Genomic DNA, 19773 nt, shown 5'->3' with positions numbered 1-19773 from the left:
CACAAGCCTGCATCCGCTACGCTGCCCCAGAACCCATAAACCAGCACTGGAGCGCGCGATGACCTTGGACACCACACCACAAGGAACAGGTTTTTATCACGAAGCCGCCTGCGATCTGGCGGATTTCGCCGCCTTGACCGCGCGGACAGTCGATATGTCGACCATCCCTAACGCAACTGCCGCGCCCAAGAATATTCCCGTCTATGACATGGCGGCATTGGCCGGACATCTGGACAACCCGCAAGCGCGCAACGTGTTGATGGTGGAATGGGCAGCGATTTTGCAATCCGGCGCAGGGGTGTTCGTGCTGAAACAGGCCTGCACAGATCACGTAGCAATTGATGCGGCGACGGTGGCTTACATGGAAATCATTGCGACCGAGCGCGCCCAGGGCGGTGCCGCCGCCGATCATTTCGCCGCAGCAGGCAGCAATGACCGGATCTGGAATTCCCTGCAAAAGCTGGCCATCACCGCACCCGATGTGTTTATTCGCTATTTCGCCACCCCCGCCATTGATGCCGCCTGCGAGGCATGGCTTGGACCGCATTATCAAATGACGGCGCAGATCAATCTGGTGCATCCGGGCGGACAGGCGCAACAGGCACATCGCGATTACCACCTTGGCTTTCAGACCGCCGATATCAGCGCCACCTATCCCGCGCATGTACATGACCTGTCGCCCTTGATGACGCTGCAAGGCGGGATTGCGCATTGCGATATGTCGATTGAATCCGGCCCGACCAAGCTGCTGCCGTTTTCGCAACTTTACCGCCCCGGCTATGCCGCGTGGCGCCGCGATGACTTCCGCGCGCATTTCGAGACGCATTGCGTCCAGCTGCCCTTGGACAAGGGCGATGCGGTGTTTTTCAACCCCGCCCTGTTCCACGCCGCGGGCAGCAATTCCAGCACGGATATTCACCGCATGGTCAACCTCTTGCAGGTGTCATCGGCCTTCGGGCGGGCGATGGAAAGCGTGGATCGCGGTGCGATGTGCCGCGCAGTGTTTCCAGCACTCTGCACAACCGACCCGCCACCCGCCGCCCGCGATGCCGTATTGAACGCCACGGCAGAAGGCTATTCTTTCCCCACCAACCTTGACCGCGATCCACCTGTTGGCGGGCTTGCCCCGCGCACGCAAAAGAACATCCTGCGCGATGCAGTCCTGCAAGGCTGGACGCCACAGGCGCTGGATGAGGCGCTGACTGCACTGGTAGAGCGGCAGATCCCATAACGCGACAGGGCCGCAGCTTGCCACTGCGGCCCTGCCATGTGACAAGGTGACATGCGCCTGATTGACCCGCACCATCCGTTTTATCGTCCCGCGTGGCGCCGCTATCTGATCGTAGCGGCGCCGTTTGTCTGGGCCGGGGTGGAATGGAGCAGTGGTAACACGACCTGGGCCTATCTGTTCGCGGCCATCGGCGGTTATCTGGCCTGGCATCTGGTGCTGAACTGGCGACCAGACAGCAAGGATTAGGCGGCAGACAAATCCACGGGCTGGCCGGTTTCGCGCGACAGCGTCGCTGCATCTGCCAATATCTGCGCCTGCAACCCGTCCACGATCCCCGGATCGGCTGGTGTTCCACCTGTGGCCGCCGCGATGAAGGCACGCATTTCCGCCAGATAGGCCGCCTCGTAGCGTTCCAGAAAGAAATGCTGTGCAGGGTCACGACGGAAACCGGCCTTGGTCGCAATTTCGACGGTGGATTCCAGCTGGTTTTCGGCGCGCAACATGCCCAGCGCACCATGCACCTCGATCCGCTGATCATAGCCGTAGCTGGCACGGCGCGAATTGGATATCTGGCAGATCCGCCCGCTGGCGGTTGTCAGGATCACGGCGGCCGTATCGACATCGCCCGCCTCGCCAATCGCGGGATCGACCAGCGCGCTGCCCATCGCATGCAGGCGCACAAAATCTTCGCCCATCAGAAACCGCGCCATATCGAAATCATGGATCATCATATCGCGGAACAACCCGCCAGAGCGCGCGATATAGGACACAGGTGGCGGGGCAGGATCGCGCGATGTGATACAGACCAACTCGACCGCGCCAATGTCACCGGCCTTGATCCGCGCACGCAGGGCGGCGAAATTGGGATCAAACCGGCGGTTGAATCCGGTCAGGAAAGTCACGCCCGCCTGCCCCACGATGTCGATACACGTGCGGATGTTATCGACGGACATATCGACAGGCTTTTCGCAGAAAATCGCTTGACCGCCTTTGGCCGCGCGCTGGATCAGGTCGAAATGCGTGTCGGTCGGGGTGCCGATCACGACAGCGTCGATATCGTCTGCATTCAGGATCGCGGCAACATCGCGGACCTGCGCGCCGGTGGCCTGCGCCAGCGCCTGTGCTGCCGCAGGCAGGGCATCGGCGACGGCCACGACCTCTGCGCCATCCAGCGCCTTGATGCTGCGGGCATGGACCTGTCCGATGCGACCACAGCCGAGTATTCCGATTTTCAGCATTTCACGCTCTCCCCGATGCGCCGAGCCCGCGAATGACGGCGCGCGCGGCGGACATCACGGGGTCATGTGTTTCTTTCAATATGCTCACCCGGTCAAAGCGCGCGGGGTCCGCGTTCACGGCATCGCGCAGCGCAGCGCCAAAGGCCATGCGCAATTCGGTGCCGATGTTGAATTTGGCGATCCGTGATCCTGTTGCCAGCGCCAGACGCTGCGCATAGGGCACGCCTGATCCGCCGTGAATGACCAAGGGCACATCGGTCAGCGTCTCGATCGCGCGGATGCGGTCCTCGTCCAGCCCGCCTTCATGGTCGGTTTGCAAATGCACGTTGCCGACAGAAATCGCCATCGCATCAACCCCGCTGTCGCGGGCAAAGATCGCCGCCTCGGCCGGATCGGTACCGGCGGAATTCTCGCCACCGGAATAACCGACGAAACCAATCTCGCCCTCGCAGGATATACCCGCCGCATGGGCCAGTTCCGCGATGCGGGCGGTTTCGTCGATGTTCTGCGCAAGCGGCTTGCGCGATCCGTCATACATCAACGACGTGAAACCGGCATCAAGCGCCGCGCGGCATTCCTCGAATGTATAGCCATGGTCCAGATGCATGACCACCGGCACATCGACGCTGGCGGCCAGATGGCGCATCATGGCGCCCAAAACCGGGAGCGGTGTATGCGCGCGGCACGATGGCCCGGCCTGCAAGATCACAGGGGCGCGTTCCTCTTGGGCGGCCATGACATAGGCGCGCATGTCTTCCCAGCCCAGACAGACCAGGCCGGGGACGGCGTAATTGTCGCGCAGGGCCGGTTGCAGGACCTCTGCCAATGTTTTGAGGGTCATTTGAACTTTGCCACCATGTCCATGATGCCGGGGATCGTGTGCAATTGCGCGGCATGTGTGGGTTGGAAATATTGCTTCAGGCTACGCTGGGATTGCCCGCCAAGGATGGTGAAATAATACATCTCATATCCCGGCAGCACGCAGCAGGGGTGATAGCCCTTGTCAATCAGCACGGTGGACCGGTTCATGATGTGATAGGCATCCCCCGGTTCATTATCGATGCGTTGCAGCATTTGCAGACCTGAGCCATAATCGGGTTTAAAGCGGAAATTGTAACATTCGTCGTGCCGCGTTTCATCGGGCAAACGGTCGGTGTCATGTTTGTGGCTGGGAAAGCCTGACCAGCCACCCGCGCCAACGGTGTAAAGTTCCGACACCAGCAACCGGCCCACGCGGTCGTGGTGTGCGGCACCAAGGATATGTTTGATCTTGCGATGGGTCTTGGTGTCGTCGCTGCCATATTGGACAAAGTCGATATCAGCAGCGCGCACGGCGAAGGGCGTCAGCGTTTCGCTGAACTGCGCGCCTGCGATGAACACCTCGCAATCGGTCAGCGCGGTGATCTGTGCAGTGGTGTCGGTCGGGATATAGACGCCTTCGGGTTCGCCGTCCCAGACATCGGCACCGCGATTGCCGATCTGGGCGAAAGTCTGGCCTGCGGTTTCGACCGTGACGGTGCCGGTCGCTGGCACGATACAGGTTTCATACCCCGCCACGCGATAGGGAAAGCTGGCCCCAGCCGCCAGCCTGACGATGTTGAAATAGACCAGCGGCACATGCGGGTCATTGATATCGACGATGGGTTGGTTGGCATTGTCGAAGGGGGCGATATGCATGGTCGTTTCCTTTCAGGCGGCGGTCGGGGCGACATTGGTGCGCAGAAAGCTGTCCAGGTCTGCGCGGGTCGGCATGGCGGGGGCGCAGCCAACACGCGAGACCACGATCGCCGCAGCAGCAGAGCCTTGCAGCACGGCATCGCGCACGGCCAAGCCATCGGCCAGCCCCGCAACAAAGCCACCCAGAAAACTGTCGCCCGCGCCGGTAGGTTTCAGCGCATCGGTGCTGTAAATGCCGGTTATGACCTCGCCCTGTGGGGTGATCGTAATCGCGCCCTTTTCACCCATCTTGTAGACCGCAAGGCTGGCCCCGCGGGCGACGAGTTCGCGGGCTTTATCAAGGCCGCGGTCATAATCCCCCGCCATGAAACCGAATTCCACGTCATTGCCGACGATCACGTCACACATGGCACCGGCGCGCGAATAGACCTCTGCCGCCTCGTCCGCCGAGGCCCATGAATAGGGGCGGTAGTCGATATCAAGGATCAGCGGCAATCCCGCCGCCTTGGCCAGTTCAAACGCCAGAAACGTCGCGCTGCGCGATGGTTCTGCGGCAAAAACCGTGCCGGTGGTGATCAGCGCGTCATAGGCGGTGTAATCCACCCCGCTGACGTCGCTATCGGTCATTTCAAAATCGGCGGCGCCGTTGCGATAGATCACCGACTGATGATCCTCGATCCGGGTTTCCACGACGGCCAGTGAATTGCGCGCCTCACCGCCGACAGACCGGACATGGGCACGGCCAATGCCGTAATGGTCCAGCTGGTTCAGCGCAAAGCGGCCAATGGCATCATCCGACACGCAAGTAACCAGATCCACCTGCCCGCCCAATTTGCAGATCGCGACGCCGATATTGGCGGATGATCCGCCAAGGCAGGCAAAGAACTGCGTGGCAGCTTCGGTTTTGGTGCCGGGGGGGTCGGGGTAGAAATCCATCCCTGCCCGCCCGATGATGACGAAACGGTTGCCGTCGAGTTTCATGTTACACCCCCTGCCGCTGGCGGTCGCGGCCGGCCTCGGTCTCGGCATGTTTGGCGCGGACGGTCGCGCTGTCTGATACCTGTGGCGTGCCGACCTCCCACCATGCATGGCCTTGGGTGGTCCAGCCGTCATAGGGGTCCACCTGCATCACGATCACGCAGGTCTTGTCCGATGCTTTCGCGCGCAAGAACGCCTCGCCCAGCGCGGCAGGGTTGGCGACAGTCACGGCATCGGCACCCATGGCGCGGGCATGAGCCTCGAAATCCACCGCGAAGGGGTCGGGGATCGTCGGGCAATCCGCGATCAGGTTGTTGAAACTATCCTGTCCGGTGTTGTTCTGCAGCTTGTTGATGACGGCGAAACCGCCGTTGTCCAAGACCAGCACGATCAGTTTTTTCTGCGTCAGGACGGATGAATAGATGTCGGAATTCATCAGCAGATAGCTGCCGTCGCCCACCAGCACGATGGTATCCTTATCCGGCTCGGCCTCGGCCTGTGCGATACGCGCGCCCCAGCCGCCTGCGATTTCGTAACCCATGCAGGAAAAGCCGAATTCGACATCAACCGTCCCGATATCCAGCGTGCGCCAGTTGGCCGTCACCTCGGCGGGCAGGCCGCCTGCCGCCGTCACCACACGATCACGCGGATCGCATAGCGCATTCACCACGCCGATGGCCTGCGCATAGGAATTGGGGCGGTTGCCGTGGGCGACGTTGCCTGCGACGTAAGTATCCCATGTCTTGCGGTGGTCCTGCGCTTGCCTGGTCCAATCGGCAGGGGTTTTATATGCGCCCAAGGCCGCGCCCAAGGCGGGCAGCGCGACCTTTGCGTCACCGACCACGGGCAATGAGAGATGCTTCATCGCGTCATGGCGGCCCACGTTGAGCCCGATGATCTGCGCATCCTTGGCAAAGGCGGTCCATGATCCGGTGGTGAAATCCTGCAGGCGCGTGCCGACGGCCAAGATCACATCCGCCTGCTGCGCAATTGTATTGGCGCTGTCCGATCCGGTCACACCAATCGGCCCGATATTCAGCGGATGATCGGCCAATAGATTGGCGCGCCCTGCGATGGTTTCGACAACAGGGATACCGTGGCTTTCGGCAAAGGCGGTCAATTCCGCCACCGCCCCACCATATTGCACGCCACCGCCGGCAATGATCATCGGGCGTTTGGCACCCGCCAACAGGGCGGCGGCATCGGCCAATTCACGCGCGTCGGGCATCTGACTGCGGATGCGATGCACACGGCGCACGAAAAAGCTGGCGGGATAATCATAGGTCCAGCCCTGCACATCCTGCGGCAGCGCAAGAAAGGCAGGCCCGCAATCGGCAGGGTCCAGCATCGTGGCCAAGGCCGCGGGCAGCGATTGGATGATCTGCGCAGGATGGGTGATCCGGTCCCAATAGCGGCTGACCGCCTTGAAGGCGTCATTCACGCCGATGGTCGGATTGCCGAAATGTTCGAGCTGTTGCAGCACAGGGTCCGGCAGGCGTGTCAGGAAGGTATCGCCACATAGCATCAACATCGGCAGCCGGTTCGCATGCGCCAGTGCCGCCGCCGTCAACAAGTTCGCCGTCCCCGGTCCGGCAGAGGCGGTGCAAAACATGAACCGCCGCCGCAGATGATATTTGGCGTAGGCGGCCGCGGCAAATCCCATGCTTTGTTCATTCTGCCCGCGATAGAGCGGCAGGACATCCCGAACCGGATAAAGCGCCTCGCCCAGACAGGGGACATTGCCATGGCCAAAAATGCCAAAGCCGCCGCCACAAATGCGGATTTCAACGCCGTTAAACTCGATGAACTGGTTCACAAGATACCGCACAATGGCCTGCGCGGTCGTCAGGCGAATGGTCGCGCCGGTTGTGGTCATATGATCCTCCCTCAAGGTGCTGCACGGATTGCTGGTTGCGAAGCCCTGCGACTCAAGATAACAATTTTGCAACCGGTTGCAACCGGATCATGTCGGGGGGGGACACGAATCATGACACAGATCGGGATCGGCCTTGTCGGCGGCGGCTACATGGGCAAGGCCCATGCCGTGGCGATGTCCGCAGTCGGAGCGGTATTCAACACGGCACTGCGCCCCAGACTTGCCGTTGTGACAGGATCAACACCCGAATCGTCTGAACGGTACCGCGCTGCTTTTGGCTTTGCCCATGCCGCTGACGATTGGCGCGCCCTTGTCGCCCACCCCGAGGTCGAGGCGGTCATCATCGCATCCCCCCAGACCACGCATCGCGCAATCGCCGAAGCCGCCTTTGCCGCTGGCAAGCCGGTGTTTTGCGAAAAACCGCTGGGCGCGTCACTGGAGGATGCGCAGGCGATGGTCGCAGCAGCCGCGGCATCCGGACTGCCCAACATGGTCGGTTTCAACTATGTCCGCACGCCGGCCACGCAATTCGTGCGGCAATTGCTGGCCGATGGCGCCATCGGCGACGTGACATGGTTTCGCGGCGAACATACAGAGGATTTTCTAGCTGATCCGGCCATGCAGGCCAATTGGCGTTGTTTTGGCAGGCCCAACGGCTGCATGGGCGATCTGGCGCCACATATGATCAATTGCGCGGTGGCGCTGTTGGGCGATATCGCGGAATTGTCAGCCAAAGTCGAAACCATCCACCCCACCCGCCCCGGACCAGATGGGCCGGTCAGCGTCGATAACGACGACCACGGCCAGATGATGGTGCGCTTTGCATCCGGCGTGATGGGGCATCTGTATTTCAGCCGGGCCGCAACGGGGCGCAAGATGGGCTATGCCTATGAAATCCACGGCACCAAGGGGGCGATCCGGTTCGATCAGGAAGACCAGAACGCAGTCTGGCTGTACCGCGCGACAGGGCCAGAGGCCACGCGCGGTTTCACCAAGATCCTGACTGGCCCCGCGCATCCCGATTACCTGCCCTTCTGTCAGGGGCCGGGGCATGGCACCGGCTATCAGGACCAGATCATCATCGAAGCCCGCGATTTCCTGCAGGCGATCCAGAGCGGCCAGCCGGTCTGGCCCACCTTTCGTGACGGTCTGGCCGTAGCGCAGGTGATCGAAACCGCTTTTGCCTCGGCCGCTGATGGCCGCTGGCATTCTGTCCCATCCAACTGAAAAGGTCCCGTTCATGACGATCCGCATTGGCAATGCTCCCTGTTCCTGGGGCGTCGAGTTTCCCGATGATCCGCGCAATCCGCCATGGCGCAACGTGCTGCGCGAATGTGCGCAGGCCGGCTACAAAGGCATCGAACTCGGCCCTGTCGGCTTCATGCCCGAGGACCCTGCCCTGCTGGCCGATGCACTGGCCGAAAACGAACTCGAACTGATCGGCGGCGTCGTGTTCCGCGCGTTCCATGACCCCGCGCAATGGGACAATGTGCTGGACGGTGCCGTGCGGACCTGCAAGGCGCTGGTCGCGCATGGCGCGCAGCATCTGGTGCTGATCGACAGCATCTCGCCCCGCCGCGCACCGACGGCTGGGCGTGCCGCAGATGCCGAACAGATGGACGCCGCAGAATGGGCCGCATTCCGCGACAGGATCGCGACTGTGGCGCGCATGGGGGCCGAGGAATATGGCCTGACCGTGGGCATTCATGCCCATGCGGCAGGGTTCATTGATTTCGAACCAGAGCTGGAACGCCTGCTGGATGACGTGCCAGAGGACATTTTGAAAATCTGTTTCGACACCGGCCATCATTCCTATGCCGGCTTTGATCCAGTGGCCTTTATGCGCCGCCATATCGACCGGATTTCCTATATGCATTTCAAGGATATCAACCCTGCGGTCAAAGCCACAGCCATGGCCAACAGCACCGGTTTCTACGAGGCTTGCGGGCAAGGGATCTTCTGCAATCTGGGCCAAGGCGATGTGGATTTCCCTACTGTGCGGCAGATTCTGCTGGATCACGGGTTCAGCGGCTGGTGCACGGTCGAACAGGATTGCGATCCGACGCTCGATGTCTCGCCTGTCACGGATGCGCGGGCCAATCGTGAATATCTGCAAAGCATCGGGTTCTAGGGGGCAATGATGAAACTGAACTGGGGCATGATCGGCGGCGGCGAAGGCAGCCAGATCGGACCGGCGCATCGTTTGGGCGCGCAGGCAGACGGGAATTTCAATCTGGCGGCAGCGGCATTGGATGCTGATCCCGCAAAGGGCCGCGCTTATGCGCAATCCTTGGGAGTTCCCGCCGACCGCGCCTATGGCGACTGGCGCGAGATGCTGGCAGGCGAGACAGCGCGCGAGGACCGGATTGATCTGGTCACCGTCGCCACACCCAATGCCACGCATTACGAGATTACCAAGGCGTTTCTAGAGGCCGGCTTTCACGTGCTGTGCGAAAAGCCGATGACGATGACGGTGGAACAAGGCGAGGATATCGTGCGCACCGCCCGCGCCGCAGGGCGGATTTGCGCGGTGAATTACTGCTATTCCGCCTATCCGATGGTGCGCCAGATGCGCGCCATGGTCCGCGCCGGAGAGATCGGCAAGGTCAGGCTGGTCGTCACCAACTTTAGCCACGGCCACCACGGCGATGCGACAGATGCAGATAACCCCCGCGTGCGCTGGCGCTATGATCCGGCGATGGCGGGCGTGTCGGGGCAATTCGCCGATTGCGGCATTCACGCGCTGCATATGGCCAGTTTTATTGTGGGCGACGAGGTTGAAAAGGTCTCTGCCGATTTCGCCTCGACCATTGCCAGCCGCGTGTTGGAAGATGACGCCATGGTGAATTTCCGCATGGCGAGCGGCACGGTCGGGCGATTGTGGACCAGCTCTGTCGCCATCGGGCGGCAGCACGGGTTCGATATCCAGATCTTTGGCGAAACCGGCGGCATGCGCTGGGCGTCCGAACAGCCCAATCAGGTCTATTACACCCCCGTCGGCGGGCGCACGCAGATCATGGAAAAAGGCGAATCCGGGCTGTGTTCCGATGCCGCGCGCCTGAGCCGTGTGGCGATTGCCCATCCCGAAGGGTTCCCGCTGGCGGTCGCCAATATCTATGTCGATCTCGCCGCAGCAATCAGGGGTGGCAGCAGTGATGGCCTGCCCCTGGCCGAGGATGGCCTGCGGTCGATGGCGGCGGTCTATGCCAGCGTCGCATCGGCCAAGGCGGATGGCGCATGGACAGACGCCCGCCCGCCGATGTTCCGCTAGGGAAAGGGCCGCAACGTGCCGCGTTCGACGATGCGGCACGGAAACAGCCTTGTTTCGGGGTGCCTTTCAGGCTGGTCGATGGTGCCGACCACCAAATCTACCGACGCGCCAATGATTTCGGCAATCGGCTGACGGATCGTGGTCAGGTTGATGTTTTCCCAACGCGCCATCGCCATGTCGTTCAGCCCGATCACTCCGATATCGTCAGGCACGCGCAGGCCCGCATCGGCGATCGCAGACAGCGCGCCAATGGACAGCACATCATCGCCGCAGAAATATGCCTCAGCCGGGGAGGACTCTAAAAGCCGCGCCATTTCTGTGCGGCCTGCATCAAAGGAATAAGCACTCGCATAGCTGACGCTGACAGCAATATCGGTGTGGCTGGCCATCGCTTCCAGAAAGCCGCGTTCTCGGTCTTGCGTCGATGTCGCATTTTCAGGACCGCCAAGGAATGCGACCCGCCGCGAACCGGTGGCGATCAGGCGCTGGGCCGCCATCCGACCGCAGGCGATATTGTCGATGCCGACGACATGCACCTGCGGGCTGGATGTATAACGGCCAAAGGAATGCACGACGGGGATGCCCACATCGCGAAACGCCTCGGCAAAGCTGGGTGGCAGGGTCGATGACGCGACGATCACCCCGTCCACCGAATATTGCCGCAGCATCCGCACCGAATTTGCGGGATCGGTTTCAGCGCTAAGATTGACCAGCAAAGGCCGCAATCCCCGTTCCTGCAGACCGCGCGTGAACAGGTCGAAAACTTCCAGAAAAAGCGGGTTGTGAAAGTTGTTGGAAACCAGCCCGATCATCTTGGTCCGGCCGGTGGTCAACGACGACGCGAGCGCATTCGGACTATATTTCAGTTCAATGGCCGCTTTTTCAACCTTTGCACGTGTTTTGGCAGAGACCGACGCCCCTTCGGTGAATGTGCGCGACACGGCAGAGCGCGATACACCGGCGCGGAGCGCCACGTCTTTCAAAGTCACTGTCATATCCCGTTATCCATCTGGCTCAGAAGGGTTCTAATACATCTCGGCCATCTCAAGAATAAACATTTATCCACAGTTTTTTGCAACCGGTTGCAATTTGTTAAAAAGCCGCCTAACGTCTTGGATGGGCGTGATGGGAGGAACCAGATTCGCTCGCAACATGTTTGGGAGGACATTATAAAAGCAGTCATGAAAACAGTGACGATCGCTGCGGTCGCTGCCACCGCGATGATCAGTGCCAATGCCGCCATGGCCGAAGGCGAACGTTATGTGCTGGTCAGCCATGCGCCTGACAGCGACAGCTGGTGGAACACAATCAAAAACGGTCTCGCCCTTGGTGGCGAACAGATGGGCGTGACGGTCGAATACCGCAACCCGCCCACCGGTGACCTTGCCGATATGGCGCGGATCATCGAACAGGCCGCTGCCAGCGCACCTGACGGAATCATCACCACATTGGCAGATTTCGACGTTCTGTCCGGCCCGATCCGCAATGCGGTTGATGCCGGGATAGAGGTCATCATCATCAATTCGGGCACACCCGAGCAGGCGCGCGAAGTCGGCGCATTGATGTATGTCGGCCAGCCTGAATACGATGCAGGCTTTGCCGCAGGTCAGCGGGCAGCAGGCGATGGCGTCGCGTCGTTTCTGTGCGTGAACCATTACATCGCGCAGCCCGCATCGACCGAACGTTGCCAGGGCTTTGCCGATGGTCTGGGGATTGATCTGGGCAACCAGATGATCGACAGCGGGCAGGATCCGTCGGAAATCCAGAACCGGGTCATGGCCTATCTGAACGCCAATCCCGACACGGATGCAGTTCTGACGCTGGGGCCAACCTCTGCTGATCCGACCATTCTGGCGCTGGACCAGATGGGCCTTGCCGGTGACATCTACTTTGGCACCTTCGATCTGGGTGGTGATATTGTGCAGGCAATCAGTGATGGCGTGATCGAATGGGGCATCGACCAGCAACCATTCCTACAGGCCTATCTGCCGGTCGTCGTTTTGACAAACTATCACCGCTTTGGCGTGCTGCCCGGCAACAACATCAACTCTGGCCCCGGCTTCGTGACAGCCGATGCGCTGGGTCTGGTGGCGGATCTTGCTGGCGAATACCGCTAAACCGTAACATTTAGGCGAGCGCTGACACCAGCGCCCGCCTTTTTCAATTGCGCAAAAAGGAAGGGTCTTACGATGTCCAAGACGGACGCGACCGTTGACGAACGCATCAAGGAAACATCGAAGCTGCGAAAAGCGCTGATCCGGCCAGAGCTGGGCGCGATTGTCGGCACGATTGCTGTGTTCGCCTTTTTCATCATCTTTGCTGGGAACAGCGGGATGTTCAATGCGCAGGGCGTGCTGAACTGGTCCACCGTTTCTGCGCAATTCATGATCATCGCCGTCGGGGCCTGCATGTTGATGATCGCGGGCGAATTCGACCTGAGCGTGGGGTCCATGATCGGATTTGCCGGCATGTCGATTGCGATCATCTCTGTAACGCTGGGCTGGCCGATCTGGGTCGCGATCCTGCTGACATTTGCGCTGTGTATCGCTATCGGAGCGCTGAACGGCATCATCGTCGTGCGCACCGGCCTGCCAAGCTTTATCGTGACGCTGGCATTCCTGTTCATCCTGCGCGGCTTTACCATCTTTTTCCCCCAATTGATCGAACGCCGTACCATCATCGGCGGCATTTCCGAGGCCGCAGAGGGCGATTGGCTTGCCCCGCTGTTCGGTGGCAAGGTGGGCGGCGGATTTTTCATCTGGCTTGGCGATCTGGGCGTGATCGAGGTGTTTTCGCGTGGCACCCGCGCCGGACAGCCCGTTGTTGACGGCATCCCAATGCTGATCATCTGGGCGCTGGGGCTTGTGGCCATTGCCCATATCATCCTGACGCGCACCCAGTTCGGCAATTGGATCTTTGCGGCAGGCGGCGATGCGCAGGCGGCACGCTATGTCGGCGTCCCCGTCAACCGTGTCAAAATCCAAATGTTCATGTTCACCGCTTTTTGCGCCTGCGTCTTTGCGACCTGTCAGGTGATCGAATTCGGATCGGCGGGGGCGGATCGTGGCCTGCTGAAAGAATTCGAGGCGATCATTGCGGTGGTCATCGGCGGCGCCTTGTTGACGGGCGGCTATGGGTCGGTCATCGGGGCGGCACTTGGTGCGCTGATCTTTGGCGTGGTGCAGCAAGGGCTGTTTTTTGCCGGTGTCGAATCGAGCCTGTTTCGCGTGTTCCTTGGGGTGATCCTGCTGTTTGCGGTGATCCTGAACACCTATATCCGGCGTATTATTACGGGAGAGCGTTGATATGACGACCGAACCCATCATCGAAATGCGCAATATCGAAAAGCATTTCGGCCCGGTGATCGCCCTGAATGGCGTAAGCTTCGACATCCGGCCAGGTGAATGTCACTGCTTGCTGGGCGACAACGGCGCAGGCAAATCGACCTTTATCAAGACGATGGCAGGGGTGCATAAACCCACGGGCGGTGAAATATTGTTCGGCGGTCAAGCGATGCATTTTGACAGCCCGCGCGATGCGATGGAGGCGGGGATCGCCACCGTCTATCAGGATCTGGCGATGATCCCGCTGATGAGTGTCACGCGCAATTTCTGGATGGGGCGCGAACCGGTCCGCAAGGTTGGCCCATTCAAGTTTCTGGACTTCAAGACCGCCAATGACGTGACGATGTCCGAGATGCGCAAGATGGGCATCAATCTGCGGTCACCCCAGCAGGCCGTCGGCACCCTGTCGGGCGGGGAAAGGCAAACAGTCGCCATCGCGCGCGCCGTGCATTTCGGAGCCAAGGTGCTGATCCTGGATGAACCAACCTCTGCGCTGGGCGTGCGTCAGACAGCCAATGTGCTGTCCACAATCGACCGCGTCCGCAAGACCGGGATCGGGATCGTTTTCATCACCCATAACGTGCGCCATGCCATGGCTGTGGGCGACCGGTTCACGGTGCTGAACCGCGGCAAGACGCTGGGAACGGCCGCGCGCGGCGAAATTACGCCAGAGGCGCTTCAGGATCTGATGGCAGGCGGGCAGGAAATGGCCGCGCTCGAAGGATCTTTGGGCGGGACCGTCTGATGGCGAATTTGCTGCGCAAACCCTTGGCCCGCGACGGGCTGGTCCATGCGGTCACACCTGAAAATGCGGGCTGGCGTTATGTCGGGTTTGAACTGCACCGATTGGCATCAGGGGCTGTTGCCAGTGGCCTGACACAAGACCGCGAAGCGATCCTTGTCATGGTTGAAGGGCGCGCGCAGGTGCAGGCGGCAGGACAGGACTGGGGCGTTCTGGGCGACCGGATGGATGTGTTCGAAAAAACAGCCCCCCATTGCCTGTACATCCCCCCCGCGCAAGATTGGCAGGTCACGGCAACGACAGATTGCACGCTGGCGATCTGCTGCGCGCCCGCCAAGGGCGGCTATCCAGCGCGCCGCCTTGGGCCGGATGGCATCACCCTGACGCAGCGCGGCGACGGGTCAAACACCCGTTGGATCAACAATATCGCGATGGAAGATGCGGATGTGGCGGAAAGCCTGCTGATCACCGAAGTCTTCACACCAGCGGGCAATTGGTCCAGCTATCCAAGTCATCGTCATGACGAAGATGATTACCCCCGCATCACCTATCTGGAAGAAAGCTATTATCACCGCCTGAACCCGCCGCAAGGTTTTGGCATCCAGCGTGTTTATACCGATGACGGCACGCTGGATGAAACGATGACGGTCAAGAACCATGATGTCGTTCTGGTGCCGCGCGGCCATCACCCCTGTGCGGCCCCGCATGGCTATGACATGTATTACTTGAATGTTATGGCAGGACCGTTGCGCAAGTGGCGCTTTGTGGCTGACCCGGATCATGCTTGGTTGATGTGATCCGGGTCATGGCGCGCCTTAGCCGCATTTTGAATAGCCGCAAGACGCGCAGGTCATGCAGCCTTCGATCATGCGCAGATCATAGGACCCGCAAGACGAACAGGCCTTGCCGCGCTTACCGCCCTGCAGCGTGACGACATCGGCGGTGGGGTCAGCCTTGAGACCCAGACCTTCGCCCGCCAGAAACCCGATCGCGACCATGTGCCGTTCGATCACCCCGCCGATCGCGGCAAGGATCGAAGGGACATATTTACCCTGCATCCAGGCCCCGCCACGCGGGTCGAACACGGCTTTGAGTTCCTCGACCACGAAGGTGACATCACCGCCGCGCCGGAATACCGCAGAGATCATCCGCGTCAGTGCCACGGTCCAGGCGAAATGTTCCATGTTCTTGGAATTGATGAAAATCTCGAATGGGCGGCGGTGACCTGCAACGACCAGATCATTGATCGTGATATAGATCGCATGTTCGCTGTCGGGCCATTTGAGTTTATAGGTCGCCCCTTCCAGTTCCTGCGGCCGATCCAGCGGTTCAGACATATAGATCACTTCGCCGCCGGGCGAGGTGCCATGAGACCCTTCCGGGTCGCCTCCGGCGGGAGTATTTTCGGAAATAAGAAGTTGTGGTTTTTCTTCCGAGACGGACAGCACCGAGCCGGTCACGTCATTGGGCCGATAGGTGGTGCAGCCTTTGCAGCCCTGGTCCCAAGCGGCCATATAGACCTCTTTGAAGGCATCGAAGCTGATGTCCTCGGGGCAGTTGATGGTTTTGGAGATGCTGCTGTCGATCCATTTCTGTGCGGCCGCCTGCATGCGGACGTGATCGAGCGGAGCCAGCGTTTGCGCGTTGACGAAATAGTCCGGCAAGGGCGCATCGCCTTTCAGGTCGCGCCACATCTGGACGGCGTAATCGACGACTTCTTCCTCGGTTTTGGTGCCGTCTTTTTGCAGGACCTTTCGGGTATAGGCATAGGCAAAGACCGGTTCGATCCCCGAGGAGACATTGCCGGCATAAAGGCTGATCGTGCCGGTGGGTGCGATCGAGGTCAGCAATGCGTTGCGGATGCCGTGGGTGCGGATCGCGTCGCGCACGTCGGCGTCCATCTGCTGCATGGCACCACTGGCGAGGTACTTGTCCGCGTCAAACAGCGGAAAGGCGCCTTTTTCTTTGGCGAGATCGACCGAGGCCAGGTAGGCTGCCCGCGCGATGGCATGCATCCATGCGTCGGTTTGTGCTGCCGCCTCTTCAGAGCCATAGCGCAGCCCGACCATCAGCAGGGCATCGGCAAGGCCGGTGACGCCCAGCCCGATGCGTCGTTTGTTCATCGCCTCGTGCTGTTGGGCCGGCAGCGGGAAACGCGAGGCATCGACGACATTGTCCATCATCCGCACGGCGGTGGCGACCAGATCGGTCAGGGCGTTCGCGTCCAGTTTCGCGCTGTCGCTGAACGGATCACTGACCAGACGCGCCATGTTGATCGACCCCAGAAGGCAAGCCCCATAAGGCGGCAAAGGCTGTTCGCCGCAGGGGTTGGTCGCGGCGATGGTTTCGCAATAATTCAGGTTGTTCATCTGGTTGATGCGGTCGATAAAAATCACGCCCGGTTCGGCGTAATCATAGGTCGATTGCATGATCGTATCCCACAGGTCGCGCGCCTTGAGGGTCTTGTAGACCTGACCGTCGAACAAGAGGTCCCAATCGCCACCTGCCTTGACCGCCGCCATGAACGGATCGGTGATCAGCACCGACATGTTGAACATCCGCAGGCGGGCGGCATCGGATTTAGCCGTAATGAACGCCTCGATATCGGGGTGGTCGCAGCGCATGACGGCCATCATCGCGCCACGCCGTGACCCGGCCGACATGATCGTGCGGCACATCGCATCCCAGACATCCATGAACGACAGGGGGCCAGACGCATCGGCAGCCACGCCCAGCACCGAGGCGCCCTTTGGCCTGATGGTGCTGAAATCGTAGCCGATGCCGCCGCCCTGCTGCATTGTCAAAGCCGCCTCTTTGAGCATGTCGAAAATGCCGCCCATGCTGTCCGGCACGGTACCCATGACGAAACAATTGAACAATGTCACCGACCGCGCGGTGCCGGCGCCCGCCGTGATCCGGCCTGCAGGCAGGTATTTGAAATCGGCCAGCGCGTCGTAGAATTTCGGCTCCCAGGCCTGCGGGTCAGCCTCTACTGCGGCGAGCGACTTGGCGATCCGGTGCCATGTATCTTCGACGCTGATGTCGATCGGCGTCCCGTCGGCCTGTTTGAAACGGTATTTCATGTCCCAGATTTGTTCGGCGATAGGGGCTGCGAAATGGGACATGGGTTTTGCTTTCTGACTGGCAGGCGTGGCACGGTTGCGCCATGCTACGGTCTGTGACTGGATTCGGGAATGGTCTTCTAGACCGCTGCATGTTGTGGTCGCAACCTATTTGCAGGGTATATTTTGCCGCAGGCTTGTCTTTGCGCTGGCCTGCCTTATTTCACGATTATCCCGGGGGGGAGAGATGACCAAGATTGTTCACCTGCTCAAGCTGTCGGTCGGCACGGATGATGTGGCCGATCTTGCCGCGTGGCAGGCGGACAGGCGCGCGCAGACCGAGGACGGGCTGCCGCGCCACATCACACGCATGTGGCCCAAGCGCGAAGACGAAATTCTGAACGGCGGGTCGATTTATTGGGTGATCAAGGGCGTGATCCTGTGTCGCCAGCCAATCGTGCGGCTTGATGAATATATTGGTGGCGATGGTATCCGCCGCTGCGCCATCACCTGCAAACCCGGCCTGATCCGTGTCGCGGCGACGCCCAAGCGCGCTTTTCAAGGGTGGCGCTATTTGCCTGTCACAGACGCCCCACCCGATCTTCCCGCAGGGCGCCAGCATGAAGAAGCGCTGCCGCCCGAATTGTCCAAGGCGCTGGCCGCCATCGGGGTGCGCTAATTCGCCCCGACTTGTGACTGGCTTTCGCATTCGGCCTGACGCATCCTGACCCCAGCATTTCTGGGGAGGAAAGCATGTCAATTTACCACACGTCTTTTGCCGATGTGCCGTTGCGCGCACAATCCATCACCGAACGCGTGTTTGACGGACTTGTCATGCGCCCCGACGACGTGGTGTTGATCGACGGGCCGACTGGGCGCAGCCTGACGGCGGCGGATTTCATGGACCAGGTCAAGCGGCTGGCGGGCGGGCTGAGCGCAGCAGGGTTAGGGCACGGCAAGGTCGTCGCCCTGATGGCCCCAAACATGCCCGAATATTGCATCATCTTTCACGCTGTCGCATGGGCTGGTGGTACAATCACGACGCTGAACCCGACCTATACCGCGACCGAAATCCGCCACCAGTTAGCGGATTCGCGCGCCGATGTGCTGTTCACCATCCCTGATTTTCTGGCCACAGCGCAGGCGGGCGCAGGCGATCTGGACGTGATCGCGATTGGCACCGATGCTTACGCCGCGCTGCTGGGTGATCCTCTGCCCGCGCAGGTGCCGGTCGATATCGTGGCGCATACGGTCGTGCTGCCCTATTCATCCGGTACCACCGGCCTGCCCAAAGGCGTGATGCTGTCGCATCGCAACCTTGTTGTGAACGTGGACCAGATCATCGCCGCTGCCGATTTCCGCGCGGGCGAGGTTGCGGCAGGGTTTTTGCCATTCTTTCACATTTACGGCATGACGGTACTGATGAACGTCCATCTGGCAGGCGGCGGCGCTGTGGTGACGATGCCGCGTTTCGATCTGCCGCTGTTCTTGCAGATCAGTCAGGACCACAAGGCGCGGCGCATGTGGATTGTCCCGCCGGTGGCGCTGGCGCTGGCCAAGCATCCGTTGGTGGACCAATATGATCTGTCCAGCATAGAACAGGTGTTTTCGGGTGCCGCACCTATGGGGGCTGAATTGTCCAATGCCGTGGGCAAGCGGCTGGATTGCATCAGCCTGCAAGGCTACGGGATGACCGAGCTGAGCCCGGTGTCCCATGTTACGCCTGCCACAGCGGCGGTTGCGGGGGCCTCTGGTCTGGCGTTGCCGAACACATCCTGCCGGATCGTCGATATCGAGACGGGCGCCGATCTGCCTGCTGGCGAAGATGGCGAATTGTGGATCAAAGGGCCGCAGGTGATGCAGGGCTATCTCAACAACCCCACGGCCACCGCCGCGACAATCACTGATGATGGCTGGCTGCGCACAGGCGACATCGCGCGGATCGACGATCAGGGTTATATGTTCATCGTGGACCGGCTGAAGGAATTGATCAAATACAAGGGCTTTCAGGTCGCTCCAGCCGAGCTGGAGGCAGCATTGGTCGCGCTTGAAGGTATTACCGATGCCGCCGTGATCGGCCTGCCGGATGCCGAAGCCGGCGAGTTGCCAATCGCCTTTGTTGTTGCGGGTAATGGCGCACCGGATGCCGATGCAATCATGGCGCATCTGGGCCGGACGCTGGCGCATTACAAACAATTGCACCAGATCCATATTGTGCCGGAAATCCCCAAATCGGCCTCGGGCAAGATCCTGCGGCGCATGTTGCGTGACCGGATCGCGGCGCAAGCAGAATGACGCCAGCCGGCGTCGGGACAAAAACGCCACGCGGCGTCGTATTGTGACAAGCCTGGGCG

At 60.7% G+C, this 19773-nt stretch carries 18 protein-coding genes; 11 read left to right on the top strand and 7 right to left on the bottom strand.

The annotated features are described in order from the left end of the window. Window positions 1-58: 58 nt before the first annotated feature. Both ACPF9B_RS01790 and ACPF9B_RS01785 read left to right on the top strand, forming a co-directional pair. A complete protein-coding gene (locus ACPF9B_RS01790) occupies window positions 59-1231 on the top strand; it encodes a phytanoyl-CoA dioxygenase family protein (protein ID WP_424178825.1) in 1173 nt (390 codons plus the stop codon). A gap of 51 nt (window positions 1232-1282) precedes the next feature. Further along, on the top strand, window positions 1283-1477 hold the full coding sequence (locus ACPF9B_RS01785; RefSeq protein ID WP_424178823.1) for a hypothetical protein: 195 nt from the start codon (window positions 1283-1285) through the stop codon (window positions 1475-1477). Here ACPF9B_RS01785 and iolG read toward each other — a convergent pair. Genes iolG through iolD form a run of 5 tightly spaced genes read right to left on the bottom strand, consistent with a single transcriptional unit; the run spans window position 1474 to window position 7000 of the window. Further along, the gene (iolG, locus tag ACPF9B_RS01780; protein WP_424178821.1) at window positions 1474-2469 is read right to left on the bottom strand and encodes an inositol 2-dehydrogenase; all 996 of its coding nucleotides are present in this window, start codon (window positions 2467-2469) and stop codon (window positions 1474-1476) included. The two genes, ACPF9B_RS01785 and iolG, sit on opposite strands and share 4 nt — an antisense overlap. A 1-nt stretch (window position 2470) precedes the next feature. After that, window positions 2471-3310, bottom strand: coding sequence for a class II fructose-bisphosphate aldolase (locus ACPF9B_RS01775; RefSeq protein ID WP_424178819.1), 840 nt, complete (start codon window positions 3308-3310; stop codon window positions 2471-2473). Then, window positions 3307-4146, bottom strand: a complete 840-nt coding sequence (locus ACPF9B_RS01770) for a 5-deoxy-glucuronate isomerase (protein ID WP_007205710.1) — start codon at window positions 4144-4146, stop codon at window positions 3307-3309. The genes ACPF9B_RS01775 and ACPF9B_RS01770 overlap by 4 nt, the downstream gene beginning before the upstream one ends. A 12-nt stretch (window positions 4147-4158) precedes the next feature. After that, window positions 4159-5127 (bottom strand): 5-dehydro-2-deoxygluconokinase, encoded by a 969-nt coding sequence (gene iolC / locus ACPF9B_RS01765; RefSeq protein WP_424178817.1) that lies wholly within the window; start codon window positions 5125-5127, stop codon window positions 4159-4161. Between the two features lies 1 nt (window position 5128). Continuing rightward, window positions 5129-7000 carry a 3D-(3,5/4)-trihydroxycyclohexane-1,2-dione acylhydrolase (decyclizing) gene (iolD, locus tag ACPF9B_RS01760; RefSeq protein WP_424178815.1) on the bottom strand — a complete coding sequence of 624 codons (1872 nt, stop codon included), beginning with the start codon at window positions 6998-7000 and terminating at the stop codon, window positions 5129-5131. A gap of 111 nt (window positions 7001-7111) precedes the next feature. On the opposite strand from iolD, the gene ACPF9B_RS01755 reads away from it, so the two are divergent. Genes ACPF9B_RS01755 through ACPF9B_RS01745 form a run of 3 tightly spaced genes read left to right on the top strand, consistent with a single transcriptional unit; the run spans window position 7112 to window position 10271 of the window. Continuing rightward, a complete protein-coding gene (locus ACPF9B_RS01755; RefSeq protein ID WP_424178813.1) occupies window positions 7112-8227 on the top strand; it encodes a Gfo/Idh/MocA family protein in 1116 nt (371 codons plus the stop codon). A 13-nt stretch (window positions 8228-8240) separates the two neighbouring features. Next, entirely contained in the window at window positions 8241-9131 is an 891-nt protein-coding gene (locus ACPF9B_RS01750; RefSeq protein ID WP_424178811.1) for a sugar phosphate isomerase/epimerase family protein, read from the top strand. A gap of 6 nt (window positions 9132-9137) precedes the next feature. After that, the gene (locus tag ACPF9B_RS01745) at window positions 9138-10271 is read left to right on the top strand and encodes a Gfo/Idh/MocA family protein (RefSeq protein WP_424178809.1); all 1134 of its coding nucleotides are present in this window, start codon (window positions 9138-9140) and stop codon (window positions 10269-10271) included. Here ACPF9B_RS01745 and ACPF9B_RS01740 read toward each other — a convergent pair. After that, on the bottom strand, window positions 10268-11266 hold the full coding sequence (locus tag ACPF9B_RS01740) for a LacI family DNA-binding transcriptional regulator (RefSeq protein ID WP_007205716.1): 999 nt from the start codon (window positions 11264-11266) through the stop codon (window positions 10268-10270). The two genes, ACPF9B_RS01745 and ACPF9B_RS01740, sit on opposite strands and share 4 nt — an antisense overlap. Before the next feature lie 186 nt (window positions 11267-11452). Between ACPF9B_RS01740 and ACPF9B_RS01735 the strand changes: the two genes are divergently transcribed. The 4 genes from ACPF9B_RS01735 to iolB all read left to right on the top strand — a co-directional run bounded on the left by ACPF9B_RS01735 (window position 11453) and on the right by iolB (window position 15154). Beyond that, on the top strand, window positions 11453-12388 hold the full coding sequence (locus tag ACPF9B_RS01735) for a sugar ABC transporter substrate-binding protein (RefSeq protein ID WP_007205717.1): 936 nt from the start codon (window positions 11453-11455) through the stop codon (window positions 12386-12388). 72 nt (window positions 12389-12460) lie between these two features. Next, window positions 12461-13576 (top strand): ABC transporter permease, encoded by a 1116-nt coding sequence (locus ACPF9B_RS01730; protein ID WP_007205718.1) that lies wholly within the window; start codon window positions 12461-12463, stop codon window positions 13574-13576. A gap of 1 nt (window position 13577) precedes the next feature. After that, complete coding sequence (locus ACPF9B_RS01725) at window positions 13578-14360, top strand: ATP-binding cassette domain-containing protein (RefSeq protein WP_007205719.1); 783 nt, start codon at window positions 13578-13580, stop codon at window positions 14358-14360. After that, window positions 14360-15154 carry a 5-deoxy-glucuronate isomerase gene (iolB, locus tag ACPF9B_RS01720; RefSeq protein WP_007205720.1) on the top strand — a complete coding sequence of 265 codons (795 nt, stop codon included), beginning with the start codon at window positions 14360-14362 and terminating at the stop codon, window positions 15152-15154. The genes ACPF9B_RS01725 and iolB overlap by 1 nt, the downstream gene beginning before the upstream one ends. Before the next feature lie 18 nt (window positions 15155-15172). On the opposite strand, the gene ACPF9B_RS01715 is transcribed toward iolB, so the two are convergent. Beyond that, a complete protein-coding gene (locus tag ACPF9B_RS01715) occupies window positions 15173-17482 on the bottom strand; it encodes an adenosylcobalamin-dependent ribonucleoside-diphosphate reductase (RefSeq protein ID WP_424178805.1) in 2310 nt (769 codons plus the stop codon). Window positions 17483-17666: 184 nt separating this feature from the next. Between ACPF9B_RS01715 and ACPF9B_RS01710 the strand changes: the two genes are divergently transcribed. Together ACPF9B_RS01710 and ACPF9B_RS01705 are read left to right on the top strand one after the other, a co-directional pair. Next, the gene (locus ACPF9B_RS01710) at window positions 17667-18098 is read left to right on the top strand and encodes a DUF1489 family protein (protein WP_007205722.1); all 432 of its coding nucleotides are present in this window, start codon (window positions 17667-17669) and stop codon (window positions 18096-18098) included. Window positions 18099-18172: 74 nt separating this feature from the next. After that, window positions 18173-19714 (top strand): AMP-binding protein, encoded by a 1542-nt coding sequence (locus tag ACPF9B_RS01705; RefSeq protein ID WP_424178803.1) that lies wholly within the window; start codon window positions 18173-18175, stop codon window positions 19712-19714. Window positions 19715-19773 lie beyond the last annotated feature (59 nt).

The organism is Yoonia sp. TsM2_T14_4 (genome assembly GCF_049602355.1).
Classification (GTDB): Bacteria; Pseudomonadota; Alphaproteobacteria; order Rhodobacterales; family Rhodobacteraceae; genus Yoonia; species Yoonia vestfoldensis_A.
Note: the sequence above shows the minus strand (reverse complement) of the source record. Positions and strands in the feature narration are given on the sequence as shown.

Bases quoted from the DNA above. Each gene is read 5' to 3' on its own strand.
- ACPF9B_RS01790 (WP_424178825.1), top strand. From the start codon at position 59: ATGACCTTGGACACCACACCACAAGGAACAGGTTTTTATCACGAAGCC.
- ACPF9B_RS01785 (WP_424178823.1), top strand. From the start codon at position 1,283: ATGCGCCTGATTGACCCGCACCATCCGTTTTATCGTCCCGCGTGGCGC.
- iolG (WP_424178821.1), bottom strand. From the start codon at position 2,469: ATGCTGAAAATCGGAATACTCGGCTGTGGTCGCATCGGACAGGTCCAT.
- ACPF9B_RS01775 (WP_424178819.1), bottom strand. From the start codon at position 3,310: ATGACCCTCAAAACATTGGCAGAGGTCCTGCAACCGGCCCTGCGCGAC.
- ACPF9B_RS01770 (WP_007205710.1), bottom strand. From the start codon at position 4,146: ATGCATATCGCCCCCTTCGACAATGCCAACCAACCCATCGTCGATATC.
- iolC (WP_424178817.1), bottom strand. From the start codon at position 5,127: ATGAAACTCGACGGCAACCGTTTCGTCATCATCGGGCGGGCAGGGATG.
- iolD (WP_424178815.1), bottom strand. From the start codon at position 7,000: ATGACCACAACCGGCGCGACCATTCGCCTGACGACCGCGCAGGCCATT.
- ACPF9B_RS01755 (WP_424178813.1), top strand. From the start codon at position 7,112: ATGACACAGATCGGGATCGGCCTTGTCGGCGGCGGCTACATGGGCAAG.
- ACPF9B_RS01750 (WP_424178811.1), top strand. From the start codon at position 8,241: ATGACGATCCGCATTGGCAATGCTCCCTGTTCCTGGGGCGTCGAGTTT.
- ACPF9B_RS01745 (WP_424178809.1), top strand. From the start codon at position 9,138: ATGATGAAACTGAACTGGGGCATGATCGGCGGCGGCGAAGGCAGCCAG.
- ACPF9B_RS01740 (WP_007205716.1), bottom strand. From the start codon at position 11,266: ATGACAGTGACTTTGAAAGACGTGGCGCTCCGCGCCGGTGTATCGCGC.
- ACPF9B_RS01735 (WP_007205717.1), top strand. From the start codon at position 11,453: ATGAAAACAGTGACGATCGCTGCGGTCGCTGCCACCGCGATGATCAGT.
- ACPF9B_RS01730 (WP_007205718.1), top strand. From the start codon at position 12,461: ATGTCCAAGACGGACGCGACCGTTGACGAACGCATCAAGGAAACATCG.
- ACPF9B_RS01725 (WP_007205719.1), top strand. From the start codon at position 13,578: ATGACGACCGAACCCATCATCGAAATGCGCAATATCGAAAAGCATTTC.
- iolB (WP_007205720.1), top strand. From the start codon at position 14,360: ATGGCGAATTTGCTGCGCAAACCCTTGGCCCGCGACGGGCTGGTCCAT.
- ACPF9B_RS01715 (WP_424178805.1), bottom strand. From the start codon at position 17,482: ATGTCCCATTTCGCAGCCCCTATCGCCGAACAAATCTGGGACATGAAA.
- ACPF9B_RS01710 (WP_007205722.1), top strand. From the start codon at position 17,667: ATGACCAAGATTGTTCACCTGCTCAAGCTGTCGGTCGGCACGGATGAT.
- ACPF9B_RS01705 (WP_424178803.1), top strand. From the start codon at position 18,173: ATGTCAATTTACCACACGTCTTTTGCCGATGTGCCGTTGCGCGCACAA.